Origin of the sequence: Acidaminococcus fermentans DSM 20731, assembly GCF_000025305.1 — a bacterium.
Classification (GTDB): Bacteria; Bacillota; Negativicutes; order Acidaminococcales; family Acidaminococcaceae; genus Acidaminococcus; species Acidaminococcus fermentans.
The window spans coordinates 690,689-708,842 of the sequence record NC_013740.1 but is presented as its reverse complement, the minus strand read 5'-3'; the positions used below and the strand labels follow the sequence as shown (position 1 = coordinate 708,842).

Genomic DNA, 18,154 nt, shown 5'->3' with positions numbered 1-18,154 from the left:
ACTTGAACCGATATATTATACCACAGTCCCGGGAGCCCGTGGAAGCAAAACGCCACAGGCATTTTGCATTGAATGAAAACGCAGCCTTCGGCTGCCCCTCAGCCGCATCCTATTCCTCCGGTACCGCAAACCTCCCCATCAGCCTTCTGGCCTGATGGTACCCATCCATGGCGGCGCTCATGATGCCTCCGGCGTAGCCGGCCCCTTCTCCCGTAGGATACAGCCCCCGGCAGTTCACCGACTGGCCATCCTCTCCCCGGAGGATCCGCACCGGAGCCGAAGTCCGGGTCTCCACCCCGATCATCAGCCCCCGGGTGCTGAACCCGGGCAGCTTCCGTTCAAAATCCGCCAGCCCGTGCTCCAGGGATTCGATCACGAAATCCGGCAGGATCTTCCGCAGGTCCGCCGGCACCAGCCCCGGCCGGTAGCTGGGACGGAAGCCCACCTTCAAATCCGGCGCCGTTTTCTCCACAAAGCTCCGGCTGCTCTGGGCCGGTGCCCGGTAATCCCGGCTCACCTGCCAGGCCAGATGCTCATACTTCCGCTGGAATTCCATGCCCCCCAGCGGTCCCGCCGGGAAATCCCCCGGGTCCACACTCACCACCAGGGCGCTGTTGGCCAGGCCCGTATCCCGTTTGAAGGGGCTCATGCCGTTGACCACCAGGCCTCCCTGTTCCGAAGCGGAAGCCACCACCTGGCCCCCGGGGCACATGCAGAAGGAATACACCGCCCGTCCGGTTTCCTTGTCGTGGAAGATCAAAGCGTAATCCGCCGCTCCCAGTTTGGGATGGTTGGCGAACTTCCCGTACTGGGCCTGGTTAATCAGAGCCTGTTCATGCTCAATCCGTACTCCCACCGCAAAAGCCTTGGCCTCCAGATGGACGGACCGTTTCAGCAGGGTCTCATAGGTGTCCCGGGCGCTGTGGCCGCAGGCCAGGATCACTCCGTTGGTATCCAGCCACTCCCGGCCATTCAGTTCCACCGCCGTCAGCCCCCGCTCCGGATCCACCCGGAAATCCGTCACCTGGGTCTCGTACCGGATCTCGCCACCAGCCTTTTTGATCCGGCTGATCAGCCCGGTGACCATGAGCCGCAGTTTGTCCGTGCCCACATGAGGTTTCTGTTCCGTCAAAATTTCTTCCGGGGCCCCGGCTTCCACAAAGGTCCGGAGCAGATGGCCCATAATGGGGTCGTTGACCCGGGTGGTCAGCTTCCCGTCGGAAAAGGTCCCGGCGCCACCGGCTCCGAACTGCACATTGCTCACCGGATCCAGTTTCCCGGTTTTCCAGAAGGTTTCCACGTCCTTCACCCGGTGCTGCAGGTCCCGGCCCCGTTCCACCACCAGAGGTGCGTACCCCTGCCGGGCCAGTTCCAGGGCCGCCACAAGGCCCGCCGGTCCCAGGCCGATTACCACCGGCCGTCCCATGAGTTTTTCCGTTCCCAGCACCGGCGCCGGTTCCGGTTTTTCCTGCCACAGGCTCACCTGGGGATCCCGGAGCAGCCGGTCCAGCACCCCGGCCGCTGCTTCCACCCGGGCCCGCACATGGTACACCAGGCAGATGCTGCTTTTCCGCCGGGCATCCACCGCCTTCCGGACCACCTGGACCTGCCGGATGGCCCGGGGGGCCAGATGGTACTTCTTCCCGATGATCTGTTCCAGGGTATGGCTGCTGTCCAGCCCCACCCGGAGATTATTGATTCTGATTTCCACTGGCTTTGCCATCCTGCTGTTCCGTTCCTTTCTGCAAGGTGATTTCCACAATGACGCTGTGCTGATCCGCCAGCACCTGATCCGGGATCTGGAGCGGCATCTTCAGTTCCACGTCACTGGTAATGTTGTTCAGGACGATGGGGGCGGTGAGGATTTCCCGGATGCCCCCCAGCACCTTGGGTTCCGCCGTCAGCCGCACGCTATCCGGGGTGATCTTCACGCTCTTGATGGTGACCCCGTCCGGCAGCTTCCCGGACATATTGGCCTTCACCGGAAAATCATTGGTTCCCAGCTGGCGCACAATGGTCACCGTGGTCTTGATCTTCCCGGGCACCACCTTCACATCATACATTTCCCGTCCGGTCCGGTCCACTGCCACAGCCGTGGCTTCCGTGGAGAAGTTCCGGTCGTGGTGGCTGATATCCACCATCACCAGCACCTTGTCCACCTGGGAGATCCGTCCGCTGGCCCCCTTGATGGTCACCTTGGTGGGGGCCAGATCCATCTGGCTCACTGTGACCCCGCTATTGGGCACCCCTACGATCCGGGGTTCCAGGGTCATGGTTTTCTCCGCCAGGGAATCAGTTTCCAGCTGGAGCAGGCTGGGGTTCACTTCCGCCACTTCTCCCACCTTCACCGTGGCCTGGACGTTGTAGGTGTTCCGCCCCTTGGGGGCATCCGTAAAGTCGATGAAGGCCTTGATGTCCCCTTCCCGGAGCACGGCAATCTGGGACCGGGTCCCACTGACCTTCACGCTCACCGTTTCCGGCAGGTCCTTCACCACCATGTCCTCCGCCAGGTTCTGGGCCGTGAGAGGCACCTGGAAGGTCTTGGTGGTAATGGGATTCTGTTCGTTCATCACATAGACCCAAAGGATGCAGGCACAGACCACGGACATGATCCGCATCAGCCAGGAGTTCCGGTTGGGGTTCTGATTATTTTTCACCATGGCTGCCGCCTCCCTTCTGGTCATCAGAGGATGGGTGCTTCTTCCCCAGCTTGGCCAGGATGGTGTCCTTCCAGTTCAGCATGGGGGTCTTCATCACCGGCCGCAGCAGATCCTTCACATCCCCGTGGGTCAGGTACCGCTGGAGAGCACCGCCCCGGGCCAGGGAAATGGTCCCGGTTTCTTCACTGACCACCAGCACCAGGGCATCGGTCTGTTCCGAAAGGCCGATGGCCGCCCGGTGCCGGGTGCCCAGTTCCTGGCTCAGGTTCCGTGCTTCCGTCAGAGGCAGCAGACAGCTGGCCGCCGCGATCCGGTCCCCCCGGATGATCACCGCCCCATCGTGGAGGGGGGTGTTGGGGATGAAGATGTTTTCAAACAGGGCCGTACTGATCAGACCATCGATGGGAATCCCGGTTTCGATGTAGTCGTCCAGTCCCGTTTCCCGTTCGAACACCATCAGGGCCCCGATCTTGTTCCGGCTCAGGTCGTCAGCGGTGGTGGCCACCGCTTCCAGCATGTTTTCCACCTGCATTTCATTGAGCACCGTGCTCCGGCGGAACAGTTTCCCCCGGCCGATCTGTTCCAGTGCCCGGCGGAGTTCTGGCTGGAACACCACGGGCAGAGCAAACATCACTATAGTCATGAATTTTTCCAGGATCCAGTTGATCACATACAGGTTCAGCCATTTGCTGATCAGCATGATCACCAGCAGCATCAGCAGCCCTTTCACCAGGGATGCCGCCCGGGTATTCTTCAGCATCTGGTACAGCTTATTGAGAAAAAACGCCACCACCAGGATGTCGATCACATCCAGCATGGTAATGGTGTGGAGCAGGCCAATCACATGTCCTCCCATACTTTGTCCTCCTTCTGGCAGGTTTCTCTATCAGAAATGGTACAGAAATTCACCTACAATATAATATGATAATTATACGATGAAGACGAAAAAATGACAATCATTCGTGGTATACTGTGGGCAAATCCCATTTGCACAGAAAGGAACCTGCTTATGAACATCCTTGCCCTGGCCCGGGCCGAATTTCCGGAAACCGTCCGGCTCCGCCGCCATTTCCATGAAAACCCGGAGCTGAGCTGCCGGGAAGTGAACACCATCGCCTTTTTGGAAGCCTATCTGAAAGAGCTGGAGATCCCCACCGTCAACGTGCCCGACGGGGGTCTTCTGGGGATCATCGACAGCGGAAAACCCGGAAAGACTCTGCTCATGCGGGCGGACACCGATGCCCTGCCCATTGCCGAAAGCCCGGAGAACCTGAAAGAAAAGAAAGTCTGCCTGTCCCATGTGCCCGGAGTCTCCCACGCCTGCGGCCACGACGGCCACATGGCCATGCTGCTCACCGCCGGCCGGATCCTGGCGGCCCACAAAGAGGCCTTTTCCGGCAAAGTGGTGCTGTGTTTTGAACGGGGGGAAGAAGAAAGCGGGGACATCCAGAACCTGCTCCCCTACATCGTAAAAGAATCCGGCCTCACCATCGACGGCTGCTACGCCACCCATGTGCGCTGGGACCTGCCTGCCGGGAAAGTTTCCATTACCCCGGGGGCCGTCATGGGAGGGGGCTGTTCCTTTGTGATCCGGCTGAAAGGCACCTTCGGCCACGGAGCCCGGCCGGACCTGGCCAACAACCCCATGGACTGTTTCGCCGCCCTGTACCAGCAGCTGAACGAATTCCGCCAGCGGAAGGTGGATCCCTTCGAATGTCTCACCTTCTCCCTGGGCTTCGTCCACAGCGGAGAAAAATACAATGTGATCCCGGAAGACCTGACCTTCGGAGGCACCGCCCGGTTCTTCAGCTACGAAAAAGCCGGAAAACCCTTTGCAGACTTCCTGAAAAAAGCCCTGGCCGGCAATGCGGAAATCTACGGCTGTGAAGCGGAAATCCAGCACATGCCCGAAGCCCTGTTCGAGGCCCGGAACAACCCGGCCTGTGCCCGGTTGGGACGGAAGGCCGTGGAAGATGCCTTGGGGAAGGACGCCCTCCAGGATCCCCAGCCCTGGATGGCCTCCGAATCCTTTGCTCTGTTCCTCCAGGAATACCCGGGGGTACTGGCCTTCACCGGTATCGCCAACCCGGAAAAAGGCTGCGGCGCCAACCACCACACTCCGGAATTCGACATGGATGAACGGGGGCTCATGACCGGTGCCGCCATGGGCGTAGCCTACGCCCTGGCCTTCCTGAACACCGACTTCGACCCGGAATTCACCCCCAACCCGGAACCGGTGGAGCGGCTGGCCAGGAGGAATGTATAAAGATGGGTGTGAAAATAACTTTCACACCCCTGTCAACAGTCAGCTGTCAAAAAAGAGCTGTGAAGAAATGAGAAATTCATTTCTTCACAGCTCTTTTTCATATCCTCTTTTTCAATTCTTCCAGCACTTTTTTCTGTTCTTCCACCGCTTCTTTTCCCAATTCCACCTGTTTGGCGTTGTTCTGGGGAGCGGGGCCGCCGTAGCTGGTCCGGGCCGCCACGCAGTTTTCCGGTTTCAGGCATTCCAGCAGATCCTTTTCGAACAGAGGACTCATTTCCTTGTATTCCTCCAGGGTCAGCTGGCCCAGCAGCTTGTGTTCGGCAATGGCCTTGGCCACCGCTTTGCCCACCACCGCATGGGCTTTCCGGAAGGGCATCCCCTTCCGCACCAGGTAGTCCGCCAGGTCCGTGGCATTGGAATAATCCTTGTGGACTGCTTCCGCCATCCGTTCCTTGTTCACTTTGGTGGACAGGATCATGTCCCGGTACACCTGGAGAGAGAACTTCACCGTGTCGATGGCATCGAAGAACCCTTCCTTGTCTTCCTGCAGGTCCTTGTTGTAGGCCAGGGGCAAACCCTTCAGGGTGGTCAGAAGCGCCGTCAGGTGGCCGTACACCCGGCCGGTCTTCCCCCGGACCAGTTCAGAGATATCCGGGTTCTTCTTCTGGGGCATCATGGAAGAGCCGGTGGCAAAAGCATCATCCAGCTCGATGAACCCGAATTCCGTAGAAGACCACAGGCACATTTCTTCACTGAGCCGGGACAGATGCATCATCAAAAGAGAAGCAAAACTGAGGAATTCCAGCACATAGTCCCGGTCGCTGACCGCATCCATGCTGTTCCCGTACACCTGGGAGAAGTGGAGTTCTTCCGCCACCTGGAACCGGTCGATGGGCAGGGTGGTCCCGGCCACTGCACCGGCCCCCAGGGGCATGATGTCCGCCCCGTCCCACACGCCCTGGAGCCGGCGGAAATCCCGGCGGAGCATGTTGAAGTAGGCCAGCATATGATGGGCAAAGGTAATGGGCTGAGCCCGCTGGAGATGGGTATACCCGGGCATCAGGGTCTTCAGGTGCTTTTCCGCCATGGTCAGCAGGGCTTCCTCAAAGGCGATCAGCAGATCCATGATTTCGGTGACTTCCCGTTTCATGTACATGTGCATGTCCAGGGCCACCTGGTCGTTCCGGCTCCGGGCCGTATGGAGCCGGGCCCCGGCGTCCCCGATCTTGTCCGTCAGGGCCGCCTCGATGTTCATGTGGATATCTTCCAGCTGGGTGCTGAAGTCGAATTTCCCGGCCTGGATCTCTGCCAGGATCTCCTTCAGTCCCTTTTCGATGGCTGCCGCATCCTCCTGGCTGATGATCCCCACCTTGGCCAGCATATGGGCATGGGCGATGCTCCCCCGGATATCCTCATGGTACAGCCGTTTGTCGTAATCGATGGACGCGTTGAAGGCATCAACCAGGGCATTGGTATCCTTGCTGAACCGTCCACCCCACAGTTTCGTCTTGCTCATTATTTCAGTTTCCCCTGTTTCATCAGTGCTCTTACGGTGAGCGGCAGACCGAACAGGTTGATGAAGCCCTGGGCATCGGCCTGGTTGTACACTTCGTCTTCCCCGAAGGTGACGTATTCCTTGCTGTACAGGGAGTACGGGCTGGTGCTGCCGGCGGTGATGATGTTGCCTTTGTACAGTTTCATCTTTACGGTACCGGTGACGGTCTTCTGGGTTTCGTCCACGAAGGCCTGGAGAGCTTCCCGCAGAGGAGAGAACCACATGCCGTCATAGACCAGTTCCGCATACCGGATGCCGATCTGTTCCTTATAGTTGTAGGTGGCCCGGTCCAGGCACAGGTTTTCCAGTTCGTTGTGGGCGTAGTAGAGGATGGTGCCGCCGGGAGTTTCGTAAACCCCACGGTCCTTCATGCCCACCAGCCGGTTTTCCACCATGTCGGCGATGCCGATGCCGTTCCGTTTGCCGATTTCATTCAGGGTTTCCATCATTTCCACCGGTTCCATCTTCTTGCCGTTGACGGCCACAGGAACCCCCTGTTCAAAGTCCAGGGTCAGGTATTCGTCCTTGTCCGGAGCGGCTTCCGGAGTCTGGCTCATGATGTAGATTTCAGATTTGGGTTCGTTGGAGGGATCTTCCAGGTCGCTGCCTTCATGGGACAGGTGCCAGATGTTCCGGTCCATGCTGTAGTCCTTTTTCTTGGTGACAGGCACCGGAATGTTGTGGGCGGCTGCATAGTCGATGGCGTCATCCCGGGATTTGATGTTCCATTCTCTCCAGGGAGCGATTACCTTCAGCTGGGGAGCCAGAGCCTTGATGCCCAGTTCGAACCGGACCTGGTCGTTGCCCTTGCCGGTAGCCCCGTGGGCAATGGCGTCCGCCCCTTCCTTCAGGGCGATGTCCACCAGGTATTTGGCAATGATGGGCCGTGCAATGGAAGTCCCCAGCAGGTATTTCTTTTCGTAAACGGCGCCGGATTTCACCATGGGCCAGGCGTATTCTCTCAGGAATTCGTCCCGCAGGTCCAGGATGTAGGCCTTGCTGGCCCCGGATTTGATGGCTTTGTCATGGACGGGAGCCACTTCTTCCCCTTGTCCGATATCCGCCGTTACGGTGATGACTTCACAGTTGTTGTAGTTTTCCTTCAGCCAGGGAATGATACAGGAGGTGTCCAGGCCGCCAGAATAGGCCAGGACAACTTTTTTGATGTCTTTTTTATCCATTGCAGGTCTCTCCTTTATTTGTTCTATCCTTTTATTTTACAGCACAGCGTCACTCATCAGCAAGGCCATAATGGCTTTTTGCACATGGAGACGGTTTTCCGCTTCGTCGAATACCGCGGACTGGGGTCCTTCGATCACATCATCGGTGATTTCCTCTCCCCGGTGGGCGGGCAGGCAGTGGAGCACCATGGCGTCCGGACGGGCCAGGTCCAGCAGATGCTGGTTGATCTGGTAGTCGTGGAGGGCCTTTTTCCGTTCTTCCCGCTGGGCTTCCTCACCCATGCTGGCCCACACATCCGTATAGAGCACATCGGCTCCTTTGGCCGCGTCTTCCATATCCTCCTGGACGGTGATGGTGCAGCCGGTAATGGCCGCATCCATCCTGGCCTGGGCTACGATATGAGGATCCGGCTGGTAGCCCTTGGGGCTGGCGCAGACCATGTTCATGCCCACCTTGGCGCAGGCGAACATCAGGGAATGGGCCATGTTGTTGCCGTCCCCCACATACACCAGCTTCCGGCCCTTCAGCACATCCTTGTATTCCAGGACGGTGAACATGTCCGTCAGGGCCTGGCAGGGATGGAGCAGGTCCGTCAGGCCGTTGATCACCGGCACCGTGGCGTAATCCGCCAGTTCCTTCACCGCATCATGGGAGAAAGTCCGGATCATGATGCCGTCCACGAAACGGGACAGCACACGGGCCGTATCCTTCACCGGTTCTCCCCGTCCGATCTGGGAGGTGGCTTCACTCATGTAAATGGGATGGCCCCCCAGCTGATGGAAGCCGGTTTCAAAGGACACCCGGGTCCGGGTGGAGGCTTTGGAAAAGATCATGGCCAGGGTCTTGCCCTTCAGATATTCATGGGGTTCCCCCAGTTTCTGTTTTTTCTTCAGTTTTCTGCTCACATCCAGGATGGTGGCCACTTCCCCCACAGACAGATCATGGATGGAAATCAAATCCTTGTTTCTTAAAGCCATAATATACCCTCTTTTTTATCAGAATTCTGCCAGAAGCTCATCCAATCCCTTCAGCAGTGCATCAATATCTTCTTTTCCGATGATCAGCGGAGGCACGAACCGCAGCACATTCCCCGCCGTGCAATTGATGATGAACCCTTTCTTCAGGGCTCCCTGGACCAGGGACGCGCCGGGTTTGGCCAGTTCCAGTCCCAGGATCAGCCCCAGGCCCCGGACATCCGTCACTTTGTCCGGATACTTGGCCTTCAGGGCTTCCAGTCCCTTCTTGAAATAGGCCCCGGTTTCCCCTGCCTTTTTGTCCAGTTCCCCTTCCTTCATGGCCTTGATGGCCGCATAGCAGGAAGCGCAGGACAGGGCGTTGCCCCCGAAGGTGGAACCATGGTCCCCGGGTGCGAACACATGGGCCAGTCTTTCCTGGACCAGGAAGGCCCCCATGGGGAAGCCGCCGCCGATGGCCTTGGCCAGGGTCAGCACATCCGGTTTCACACCGCTGTGCATCCAGGCGAACCAGTAGCCGGTCCGGCACACCCCGGTCTGGATTTCATCGAAAATCAGCAGGGCATCGTGCTTTTCACACAGTTCCTTCACCTTTTCCAGATAGCCGGCAGGAGGCACATGGACGCCCCCTTCGCCCTGGATCGGTTCCAGCAGTACCCCGCACACCTCATCATCCATGGCCGCTTCCATGGCTGCCGTATCCCCGAAGGGCACGTACACGAACCCTTCCGGCAGGGGAGTCAGTCCTTCATGGTAGTGGTCCTGGCCGGTGGCCGTCAGGGTTTCCATGGTGCGCCCATGGAAGGAATCCCTGGCGGTGATGATCTTGAACTTTTTGGGGGCCTTGCTGTGGCCGTATTTCCGTGCCAGTTTGATGGCCCCTTCGTTGGCTTCCGCACCGCTGTTGCAGAAGAACACCCGGTCGAAGGTGGTCACTTCGCAAAGTTGTTTGGCCGCTTTGGCCTGGATTTCATAATAGAACAGGTTGGAGCCGTGCATGATCCTGGCCGCCTGGTCGCTGACCGCCTTCACCAGAGGAGGATAGGCATACCCCAGGGCGTTCACCGCGATACCCGCCAGAAAATCCGTGTATCTGTTCCCGTCCGTATCGTACAGGTAAACCCCTTCCCCATGGTCCAGGGCAATGGGGCTCCGTCCAAAGACCGGGAGATAATATTTCTCCGTGGTATCCATGATTTCTTTCGTATCCATTGTTCGCGCTCCCTTTCAGTCTCTTACAACTTCCGTGCCCACACCCTCGTCGGAGAAGATCTCCTGGAGAATGGAATGTTCCTGCCGCCCATCGATGATATGGGTCTTCACCGCGCCCCCGCTGAGTGCGGAAATGCAGGCCTTCACCTTAGGGATCATGCCCCCGTCGATGCTTCCCTTCACAATCAGTTCCTGGGCCTTTTCAAAGGTCAGGGTGGACAGGAAGGTGCTTTCATCCTTGTGGTCTTCGTAAATGCCCCGCACGTCAGTGAGCATCAGCAGCTTTTCCGCCTTCAGGGCGCCGGCCACTTCCCCGGCCACGCTGTCCGCGTTGATGTTGTAGGTTTCCCCGTCCGGTCCGATCCCTGTAGGAGCGATCACCGGGATGTAGTCGTTTTCCAGCAGCAGGTTGATCAGGTCCGTATTCACCTTTTCCACCGTGCCCACAAAGCCGATGTCCACCAGGTTCACCTGGCCGTTTTCATACACATCCGCCAGATGCTTCCGGGCCTCGATGAGCTTGGCATCCTTGCCGTTCAGGCCGATGGCCTTGCCCCCCAGCATGTTCAGCCGGCGGACCAAATCCGTATTGGTCTTGCCCACCAGAGCCAGTTCAGCGATTTCCACCGTTTCCTTGTCCGTGACCCGGAGGCCGCTGATGAATTCGGATTTCTTCCCGGCTGCCTTCAGCATGGCGGTAATTTCCGGGCCGCCCCCATGGACCACCACCGGGCGCATGCCGGCACAACGGAGGAAAACGATGTCCTCCAGGACTTTATTCTTCAGATCATCGTTGAGCATGGCATTGCCGCCATATTTCACAACCACCGTCTTGCCCTTGAAAGCGCTCAGATATGGCAGTGCTTCAACTAATATGTTCATTTCGTTGTTCTTGATCTGCATTGCATTTCCTCCTACTCCAATACCAGGTCTTGGGATTTTTTGTCCGGGTTCCGGAACCATACAGAATACGCTTTATCAGGCCATGACTTTCCTTGCTGTCCCGCTGTTTTCCCTTATGCTGCATTATTATACGCTTCAATGTATAATTTTGCAACCATTTTTTCGTATTTTTTCAGGTGGAAGCCCGTCCTGATATGTGTCTTCATTATAGTACGAAAGTGCCGCCTCCTGCACCTTTTTTTCCAAAAAGAACCGGACAATTTTGTGAAGCGTTGTAGTTCCGCCTCCTGACTCCCTTTTCCCGAATCCATTGGATTTTTCTCCCGGTATCAAGTACAATGGATACCAGTAAAGGGGGAACAGTCCATGCGCAAATTGTTATGCATCCTGGTGGTGCTGGCCGGTGCCCTGTGCTGGCACATGACCCGCCCCGCCACTATCCATGAAAAAGTGGGAGCCCCGTCCCGGCCCGCCGTCCAGGCCCAGGCCCTGCCCGCCGGCACACCCCGGCCCGGCTGGGTGGCCGATCTCCCCCAGCCCCTCCAGCTGTTCTGGCAGGGCTGGCACATCCGGGACATCGCCCGCAGCCGGATTCCCCGGGAGGACTGGGTCCCCCTGGACCAGATTTCCCCTTGGCTGCCCAAAGCCCAGGTGGCGGTGGAAGACAAACGGTTCTATTCCCACCACGGAGTGGATCCGGACGGGATCATCCGGGCCACCCTGGTGAACATCCAGAACGACGAGGTGGTGGAAGGGGCCAGCACCCTTACCCAACAGCTGGTGAAGAACCTGCTGCTCACTTCCGACCAGACCCTGGGCCGGAAAGCCGCGGAAGCCGGCCTGGCCTTCCTGGTGGAAGCCCGGTGCAGCAAACAGGAAATCCTGGAAATGTACCTGAATACCACCTTTCTGGGTGCCGGGGCCACCGGGGTGAAGCAGGCCTCCCAGGTGTACTTCGGCAAAAAGCCCAAAGACCTGTCCCTGCCCCAGGCCGCCACCCTGGCCGGACTCCCCTACGCCCCCACCGCCCTGAACCCCTACACCAACTGGCAGGGCTGCAAAAAGCGCCGGAACCTGGTCCTCAACCGGATGGCCCAGCAGGACATGATCACCCCGGAACAGCTGGAAGACGCCCTGAACGAGCCGTTGGGGATAGGGAAATAAAAAAGGGGGTGTGAAAAAATGCTTTTTCACACCCCGTCACTAGTCACTAGTCTCTAGTCACTAGCCGATGGAAGCCAGCTGACGCAAGCGAAATAAAGGCGCTGTGGATGATTTTTTCACAGCGCCTTTTTTTCATCTCTTCTTCAGCTTCTCCCCCATCAGCCGCTTGTAGATTTCCACCCCCGGCTGATCGTAGGCATCCACATCCGCCAGTTCCCCTTCGTAGGCGATGCTGAGCATCAGGAAGAAGAACAGCTGGCCCAATGAATATTCATTCAATTCCGACAGCCGGATCAGAGCATTCATCCGCCGGTCACTGGCCAGGGCCTCCTCATTGGCCTCCATGGCCACTTCCAGGGCCCGGCCCATGTCCAGTCCTGCATATTTGGCATATTCCCCGATTTCCGGGAACGAGTTCCGGATCTTCACCCGGCCCTTCCAGCTGTCGATGAACAGGAACTGGACCGCCTTGTCCCGGCGCCCGTCCTGGTGGAGCTGGGTCTGGGCATGCATGTCCGTGGTGCCGATGGCCACCACCGGCGTCCGTCCGTAGAACACCGTGTTCCCTTCCCGGTCCTTCCGTTTCCCCAGGCTTTCCGCCAGCAGCTGCACATACCATTCGCCCAGGGCCTTCAGCCGCATGGCATAGGGCATGAACACTTCCGTCACCGCGCCGTGGTCCCGGGCCCCCAGGAATTTCAGTACCGCATTCAGGAGGGCCGGATTGGTGTCCAGTCTGTCACCCCGGCAGGCCTGGTCCATCTCCCGGGCTCCCCGGAGCAGTTCCGGCAGATCCATCCCCAGCACCGCTCCCACGATCATCCCCGGGGTGGAAAGGACGCTGAACCGTCCTCCCACCCCGTTGGGCACATCGAACATGGGCCATCCATGCTTCCGGGCCAGCCGGTTCAGGGGCCCCTGTTCCATCCGTTCGTCGGTGACCACTGTCCCATCCACCTGGAACAGATCTCCCTGGTCCTGGAGCAGGCCGTAGAAATAGAGGAATGCCGCCGTGGGTTCCAGGGTGGTGCCGGATTTGGAAATGGGCACCAGCAGCACCCGCAGCCGCCGCCCCTGCTTTTCCCGGCACGCCCGGGCCATGGCTTCCAGCCGGATTCGGATCCCTTCCGCGTCTTCCGGATCCACATTGTTCCCGGCAAAGAAGATTTCCGGCCGGGAAGCCGCCGTCTGGCCGGCCCAGTACCCGCTGGTGCAGCAGTCATAGAGCACTTTGCCCCCCAGATAGGAGCCACCTACCCCGCAGAATACCACCGCATCCTCTTCCGCCCGGGTTTTGGCCCCCCAATCCACCAATTTCCGGAGCAGTTCCGGCGTATTGGGAGAATCACTCCCCGGATAAGGAAGACGGGGAAAGAATATCGGTTCCGGATTCCCATCCTTGGACAGATGGTTCTTCGCCCATCCTTCCTTCCGGATTTTCTCCACTCCGGCCGCCGCCTGACGGATCCGGGGCGCCAGCGCCTCCACTTCCTCTGGAGAGATCCGCCCTTCGCCCAGCATATTGGCTGCATGATAAGAAAAACCTTTTGAAAAGACAATTGTTTCCTGCATGGGTATCCGCTGCTCCTTCATTTGTAAAGTTTTTAAAGTTTATGTAAAATATCATACCATTTTATACAGACAAGTGCAACAGAAAAAGATAGAAAACGATTAGTTTTTAAATGATTCCGAATATTTTGTTCGTCTTCCGTAGCACAGGTTCCACCCGTAGCAGACGACTGTCAAGACAGTATTACATATGTTCGAAAAAAAGAGGGCAGCACTGCCGCCCTCCTACATCTCCCATTCCACTTCCGCACCGGCAAACAGGGCGTGGTCCTTGTTCCCCTGTTTCACCGCTGCATACCCCAGGGTCCCGTTCAGGTACAAAGCGTCCTTCAGCTTCTTTCGTCCCGTAAGCCCCAGCTCCTGGATCACCGGACCATTGCCGCCCCGGTCCTTCTCCGTCCGCTGGTAATACAGACCCAGCCGGTCCGCCCCCGGGAAGTAGTGGTTCACCCGGGCATAGTACTTCCGGGCATCATTGCCCATCCAGTCTCCCAGCATGTCCCCGCTGTAGGTCCATCCGTCCTGGTAGGTCCCATGGACGTACCAGTCCTGATTGGTATGGGCCATTTCCGCCACCAGGTCCCAGGAACCGTCCCGGGTCAGCTGGGGCAGATACACTCCGCCCCGGTAGCCCCAGTCCGAAGGCATCCCGTGAGCCTGATCCTCTCCGTACATTTCCCCGTAGAACTGGACCCCGGGCAGCCGCACCCGGAAATCAAAGCCCCCGATATCGTCCCACTTATCCCTGCTATCCGCATTATGGCCATAGGTCCACTTGCCCCAGTCATGGGAATCCAGCCCGTTGCCGTGGCCCCCCAGCAGGGAAATCCGGGACATCCCCAGAGTAAACCAGGATACCGGGGTCACATCCAGCCGCAGCCCCAGGAGCCCTGCATGGTCATAATCCTTCCGGCCCCAGGCTGCCGCATCCGCTGCCCGGTCCCCGTCCAGCCGACCGTAGAACCCGTGGAAATCCACCTGTCCCAGGAACTTCAGAAAGCCCCCGGCCTGAATGGGTTCGTTCAGATGAGCCTGGATGGTGGTGAGGGGCTTCATCCCGTTCCCCAGCAGCAGGTTTCCGCTGGCCCCCTGGCCCCAGGTCATGGCCTGTTTCCCGGCTTCCCAGGCCCAGGCCCCGGTCCGGGTCTTCACATAAGCCTCCTCCAGGCTGGCCGTGCCCTCATTGTCCTTGTCCCAGGCCGCCCGGCCCCGGATGCCCAGCGCCACCTCATGGCCCAGATTCCCGGAAGCCTCCACATCCCCGTACAGACTGTCGTTCCGGCCCTTTTTGTGCCCGTTGTTCCCGGCAAAAGGCGCCCATGTACTGGCCGTCCGGCGGTCCCCATAAGAAAACCGGTCACTGTGGAGATAGCCGGTGCCCACCCGGACATTCCGCACCTGGAACCCGTCAGATGCGGCCTGGCCATCCTGCAAAGAAGCCAGTTCCGGAGCCACGAACTTCTCCAGATCCGCCAAATCCGCCGCCAGGTACCCGGGCAGCGGCTTGTCCCCAGCCCGTTTCTGGGCCTCCAGAACCCACCGGGCCATCTGGAGCCGGCTGTAAGGCCGGGCACCGTTGGGAAGAGAAGAAAGATAGCCCATCCCTGAAAGTTTGTCAATGGTTTCATAATAATGGCTGTCCACCGGCACATTGGCCGCAACCCGGGCCAGCGCAGAAGCCGGCAGAGTCCCAACCCCCAGTCCCAGAGAAAGCAGCACAGCAAAAGTACGTTTCATGGCACAAAAGTCCCCTTTTCCGTCAATATCTATTCAGCAAAAAGCAATGTGTATTCAGGGTATTATACCATATATGAGGGGTAAGTGGTTAAGTGGTTAAGTGGTTAAGTGGGTAAGTGGTTGGAAAACGCTTTGGGCGTTTCCGTCAGAATGGAAAGCGGCAATGGCTTTTTTAATCCGACCAGGATTGGCGATTTTAACCCGACTGCTATTGGCGTTTTTAGCCCGCCTGTAACACAATTAAATAAATAAGGCCTTATGGACATGTTTTCCCATAAGACCCCTACTTTTATTCATTTATGCTTTTATAGCCAGACAGATGGCAGCAAGGAAGCATAACACACTCAATCCAACCAGGCATTTATTGATTCCTTCAGATTTTACCATCGATTGCACACATCCAATCAATGCAAAAATACTGCCAACCGTTCCCAGATTGAAAACAAGCAGACGAATCAGATACGCTCCATCAGAACCTTCTTTTACCAAATTCACATTAATATTAATCAAGCTGAACAAAGCCACGAAAATCGTCATTAAAACCATGACGTTTCCATAAATTCCCTTTTCCAGATCTTTCAGGTCTTTCAATTTATCCTGTACTTGATGCATTGCTTTTTTATATTGATTCGTATAGCCGGCCATACCTGTAAAATCAAATTCATCTTGAAAGGTACCTTGATAGGGCTGATCAACTGCTCCATCCACAGGAGAAAAATAAGCAGCTGCATATTTCTCGCCTGCCGATAAAATGATTTTTTCATTAGAAAAATTGGTCAAGCGGAAAAAGACTCGTGTATGATGCCCCGGATAATAAATCGGGCTCTCCAAGTTTAGTCCCTGGCGTAACTTGGAATTCCTTATATTAACTACAGCCGACAAATTAGCCGGCAAATTGATTGTTTCTTCTGTCGAAACAAAAACCGATTCCAAAGGAAGAAGTTCTATTTTAACTTTACTTTCAGCTTCTCCATTTTTCAGCAAATGAAACTGCCGGGCCGTTAAATCATAAGAGACCGGTCCTATAGCATCTTCTTTAAAAGGAGTAATCAGAGAGCTATTGAGTTCTTTTATCTTGCTGTCTGCAATAAACACATCCGTACCTCCCTGCTATAATATATTTTATTATACAACATTTCCGACGAAAAGCAATGATGACGCCGCATTTCGGTATGTGTCAGTGGGAGACATTAGGCGTGAGACGGAAAATCGGCAATGGCTTTTTTAATCCGACCAGGATTGGCGATTTTAACCAGACTGACATTGGCGTTTTTAGCCCGACTGTAATTGGCTATTTTAACCCGACTCTAACAAAGAGTAACACGAATGACTCGAAAAAACGACACGTTGCACACCGTAGAGAAATTCGTTTTTTCGTGCGATATTTTTAACATCCATATTATCTCAAACTGAAGGTGGTGATTCCATACACCGGATTTTTAAGCGCTTACTAACAAAAGACGTCAGACCGACCCTTGCGGGCCTTTCAGAAGTCAGACGTCAGCTTGATCCGCGACTAGAAGTTCGGTCCTACATCTAAGCTGACATCTGACGTCTCAAGGCCCGTCAGGGCCGTTTCTGACTTCTTGTCATCCCACTATGCGGCTCAATGCTTTATGCAGCATTTGCGTTCAGTTTTTCTATATTCTCTTTCTTATTTCTCTCTGAGTACAAGATATAATCAGCGCCCTTATTGCGAATGGCATCCAAATACTTTGAATCAATCGGCTTTTTCTGGTCGTTGATGATTGCCAGTCCGCTGACACTTTTTTGAGAAACCCTCTCTCTTCCCTCTTTGATGTCGCCCCAGTCGAACAAGAACGATGTTAAATTGCTCTTGTTGATCACATTGAATGTATTAATGAGGATTTCCCGTTTCCTTCCAGCAATCTGGAAAGAGAACGTAAATTCCAATCCCGTATTTCCTTTTGCAATGAAACCGGGCGTATAAATAATTTCCTGCTCTTCTAAATAATTTTGTACATCTTCTTTGAACATGGAAATTGTATTGGGTTTGGACAGCACATAAAAATCCGATATCTCCAAAATTGCACTCAAAAAATTATGTTTTGCCTGCGCAAAATTTTTCATATCCGTTTCCAGGATTAGCTCCTGATTCTTTTCTCTGATTCCATAATTGATCATGATTTGATTCATGAGCTTTTGTTTGGTCTCAGAGCGGGACAAATTAACCCCTGCCAGGCTCAAATTCCGCAAGGTTTCTCCATCATCGGACAAATAAATCTTTCCGTCTTTATTGCAGCAATAGATTTCAATGTAATCATTGAACATATTCAAAAAAGGCGTACTAATGGAATACCACTGATCATCCACCGGGGTGGCTTTCATATGTTCCTTTAAAAACTCGAAATAATTTTGAAGAGCTTTATCAATCCAGTTCATAGAAACAACCTCCCCTCATAAAGAAATTTTGTATCCAAATGGATCACTCGCTGAAATGCTTCTAACGCACTAATAAAGGAATCCATATCCATAATTTCTTTTACGGGAAATTTGCTGATACGTAACGGAATGGCCCACGCCAATGGTTTATATCCCTGTACATGAAAATGGATATGGTTTTCCTTAATATCCTGTTTTGCATATGGCTTTGCAAAATTCGGGACAAATTCATTGCATTCAACAGGATTTTGATGCGTTCCCTGATAATCCACCCGTAAAAGGCCAACAGGTTGTGTGTTCTCCTGAAAATGAAGCGTTATTTTCAAACGTCTTTTCCCTTGAAAAATCTCCAACAAAAACAAATGATATCCATCTACAGAACGAAGAAAAAATCTTTCTGAAAGGCGACTGCCACTTTTGAGCATATACTGATTCTGTGGTTCATCATCGACAATAATTTTTTTCGGAAGCATTAATAATTTTTCAGCTTCTTCATTTGTTAATGTACTCATGAGAATCATCCTTATCT

At 55.5% G+C, this 18,154-nt stretch carries 15 protein-coding genes; 2 read left to right on the top strand and 13 right to left on the bottom strand.

Annotation, left to right across the window (positions count from 1 at the left end):
* Nucleotides 1-109: 109 nt before the first annotated feature.
* From ACFER_RS03160 to cdaA, 3 genes are read right to left on the bottom strand one after another with little or no spacing between them, the layout of a single operon-like run.
* The gene (locus ACFER_RS03160) at nt 110-1,711 is read right to left on the bottom strand and encodes an NAD(P)/FAD-dependent oxidoreductase (protein ID WP_148213908.1); all 1,602 of its coding nucleotides are present in this window, start codon (nt 1,709-1,711) and stop codon (nt 110-112) included.
* Nucleotides 1,692-2,660, bottom strand: a complete 969-nt coding sequence (locus ACFER_RS03155) for a CdaR family protein (RefSeq protein ID WP_012937987.1) — start codon at nt 2,658-2,660, stop codon at nt 1,692-1,694. The genes ACFER_RS03160 and ACFER_RS03155 overlap by 20 nt, the downstream gene beginning before the upstream one ends.
* Nucleotides 2,647-3,516, bottom strand: coding sequence for a diadenylate cyclase CdaA (cdaA, locus tag ACFER_RS03150; RefSeq protein WP_012937986.1), 870 nt, complete (start codon nt 3,514-3,516; stop codon nt 2,647-2,649). Before cdaA ends, ACFER_RS03155 begins: the two co-directional genes overlap by 14 nt.
* A gap of 153 nt (nt 3,517-3,669) precedes the next feature.
* Here cdaA and ACFER_RS03145 point away from each other — a divergent pair, with 153 nt between their 5' ends.
* Complete coding sequence (locus tag ACFER_RS03145; RefSeq protein WP_012937985.1) at nt 3,670-4,926, top strand: M20 metallopeptidase family protein; 1,257 nt, start codon at nt 3,670-3,672, stop codon at nt 4,924-4,926.
* A 97-nt stretch (nt 4,927-5,023) separates the two neighbouring features.
* On the opposite strand, the gene argH is transcribed toward ACFER_RS03145, so the two are convergent.
* From argH to argB, 5 genes are read right to left on the bottom strand one after another with little or no spacing between them, the layout of a single operon-like run.
* On the bottom strand, nt 5,024-6,442 hold the full coding sequence (gene argH / locus ACFER_RS03140; RefSeq protein ID WP_012937984.1) for an argininosuccinate lyase: 1,419 nt from the start codon (nt 6,440-6,442) through the stop codon (nt 5,024-5,026).
* Nucleotides 6,442-7,662 carry an argininosuccinate synthase gene (locus ACFER_RS03135; protein WP_012937983.1) on the bottom strand — a complete coding sequence of 407 codons (1,221 nt, stop codon included), beginning with the start codon at nt 7,660-7,662 and terminating at the stop codon, nt 6,442-6,444. The genes argH and ACFER_RS03135 overlap by 1 nt, the downstream gene beginning before the upstream one ends.
* A gap of 36 nt (nt 7,663-7,698) precedes the next feature.
* A complete protein-coding gene (gene argF, locus ACFER_RS03130) occupies nt 7,699-8,640 on the bottom strand; it encodes an ornithine carbamoyltransferase (RefSeq protein ID WP_012937982.1) in 942 nt (313 codons plus the stop codon).
* A gap of 18 nt (nt 8,641-8,658) precedes the next feature.
* On the bottom strand, nt 8,659-9,849 hold the full coding sequence (locus tag ACFER_RS03125; protein ID WP_012937981.1) for an aspartate aminotransferase family protein: 1,191 nt from the start codon (nt 9,847-9,849) through the stop codon (nt 8,659-8,661).
* Nucleotides 9,850-9,864: 15 nt separating this feature from the next.
* Complete coding sequence (gene argB / locus ACFER_RS03120) at nt 9,865-10,752, bottom strand: acetylglutamate kinase (protein ID WP_012937980.1); 888 nt, start codon at nt 10,750-10,752, stop codon at nt 9,865-9,867.
* A 366-nt stretch (nt 10,753-11,118) separates the two neighbouring features.
* On the opposite strand from argB, the gene ACFER_RS03110 reads away from it, so the two are divergent.
* Nucleotides 11,119-11,916, top strand: coding sequence for a transglycosylase domain-containing protein (locus tag ACFER_RS03110; protein ID WP_012937979.1), 798 nt, complete (start codon nt 11,119-11,121; stop codon nt 11,914-11,916).
* 132 nt (nt 11,917-12,048) lie between these two features.
* Here ACFER_RS03110 and ACFER_RS03105 read toward each other — a convergent pair whose 3' ends face one another.
* The 5 genes from ACFER_RS03105 to ACFER_RS03085 all read right to left on the bottom strand — a co-directional run bounded on the left by ACFER_RS03105 (nt 12,049) and on the right by ACFER_RS03085 (nt 18,137).
* Entirely contained in the window at nt 12,049-13,488 is a 1,440-nt protein-coding gene (locus tag ACFER_RS03105) for a glucose-6-phosphate isomerase (protein WP_012937978.1), read from the bottom strand.
* Nucleotides 13,489-13,710: 222 nt separating this feature from the next.
* A complete protein-coding gene (locus ACFER_RS03100; protein WP_012937977.1) occupies nt 13,711-15,222 on the bottom strand; it encodes a capsule assembly Wzi family protein in 1,512 nt (503 codons plus the stop codon).
* Between the two features lie 297 nt (nt 15,223-15,519).
* Nucleotides 15,520-16,317, bottom strand: coding sequence for a dCTP deaminase domain-containing protein (locus ACFER_RS03095; RefSeq protein WP_012937976.1), 798 nt, complete (start codon nt 16,315-16,317; stop codon nt 15,520-15,522).
* A 519-nt stretch (nt 16,318-16,836) separates the two neighbouring features.
* Entirely contained in the window at nt 16,837-17,625 is a 789-nt protein-coding gene (locus ACFER_RS03090) for a DUF1828 domain-containing protein (protein ID WP_012937975.1), read from the bottom strand.
* Nucleotides 17,622-18,137: a DUF6978 family protein gene (locus ACFER_RS03085; protein ID WP_012937974.1), complete on the bottom strand. Its 516-nt coding sequence runs from the start codon at nt 18,135-18,137 to the stop codon at nt 17,622-17,624. Before ACFER_RS03085 ends, ACFER_RS03090 begins: the two co-directional genes overlap by 4 nt.
* Nucleotides 18,138-18,154: the final 17 nt, after the last annotated feature.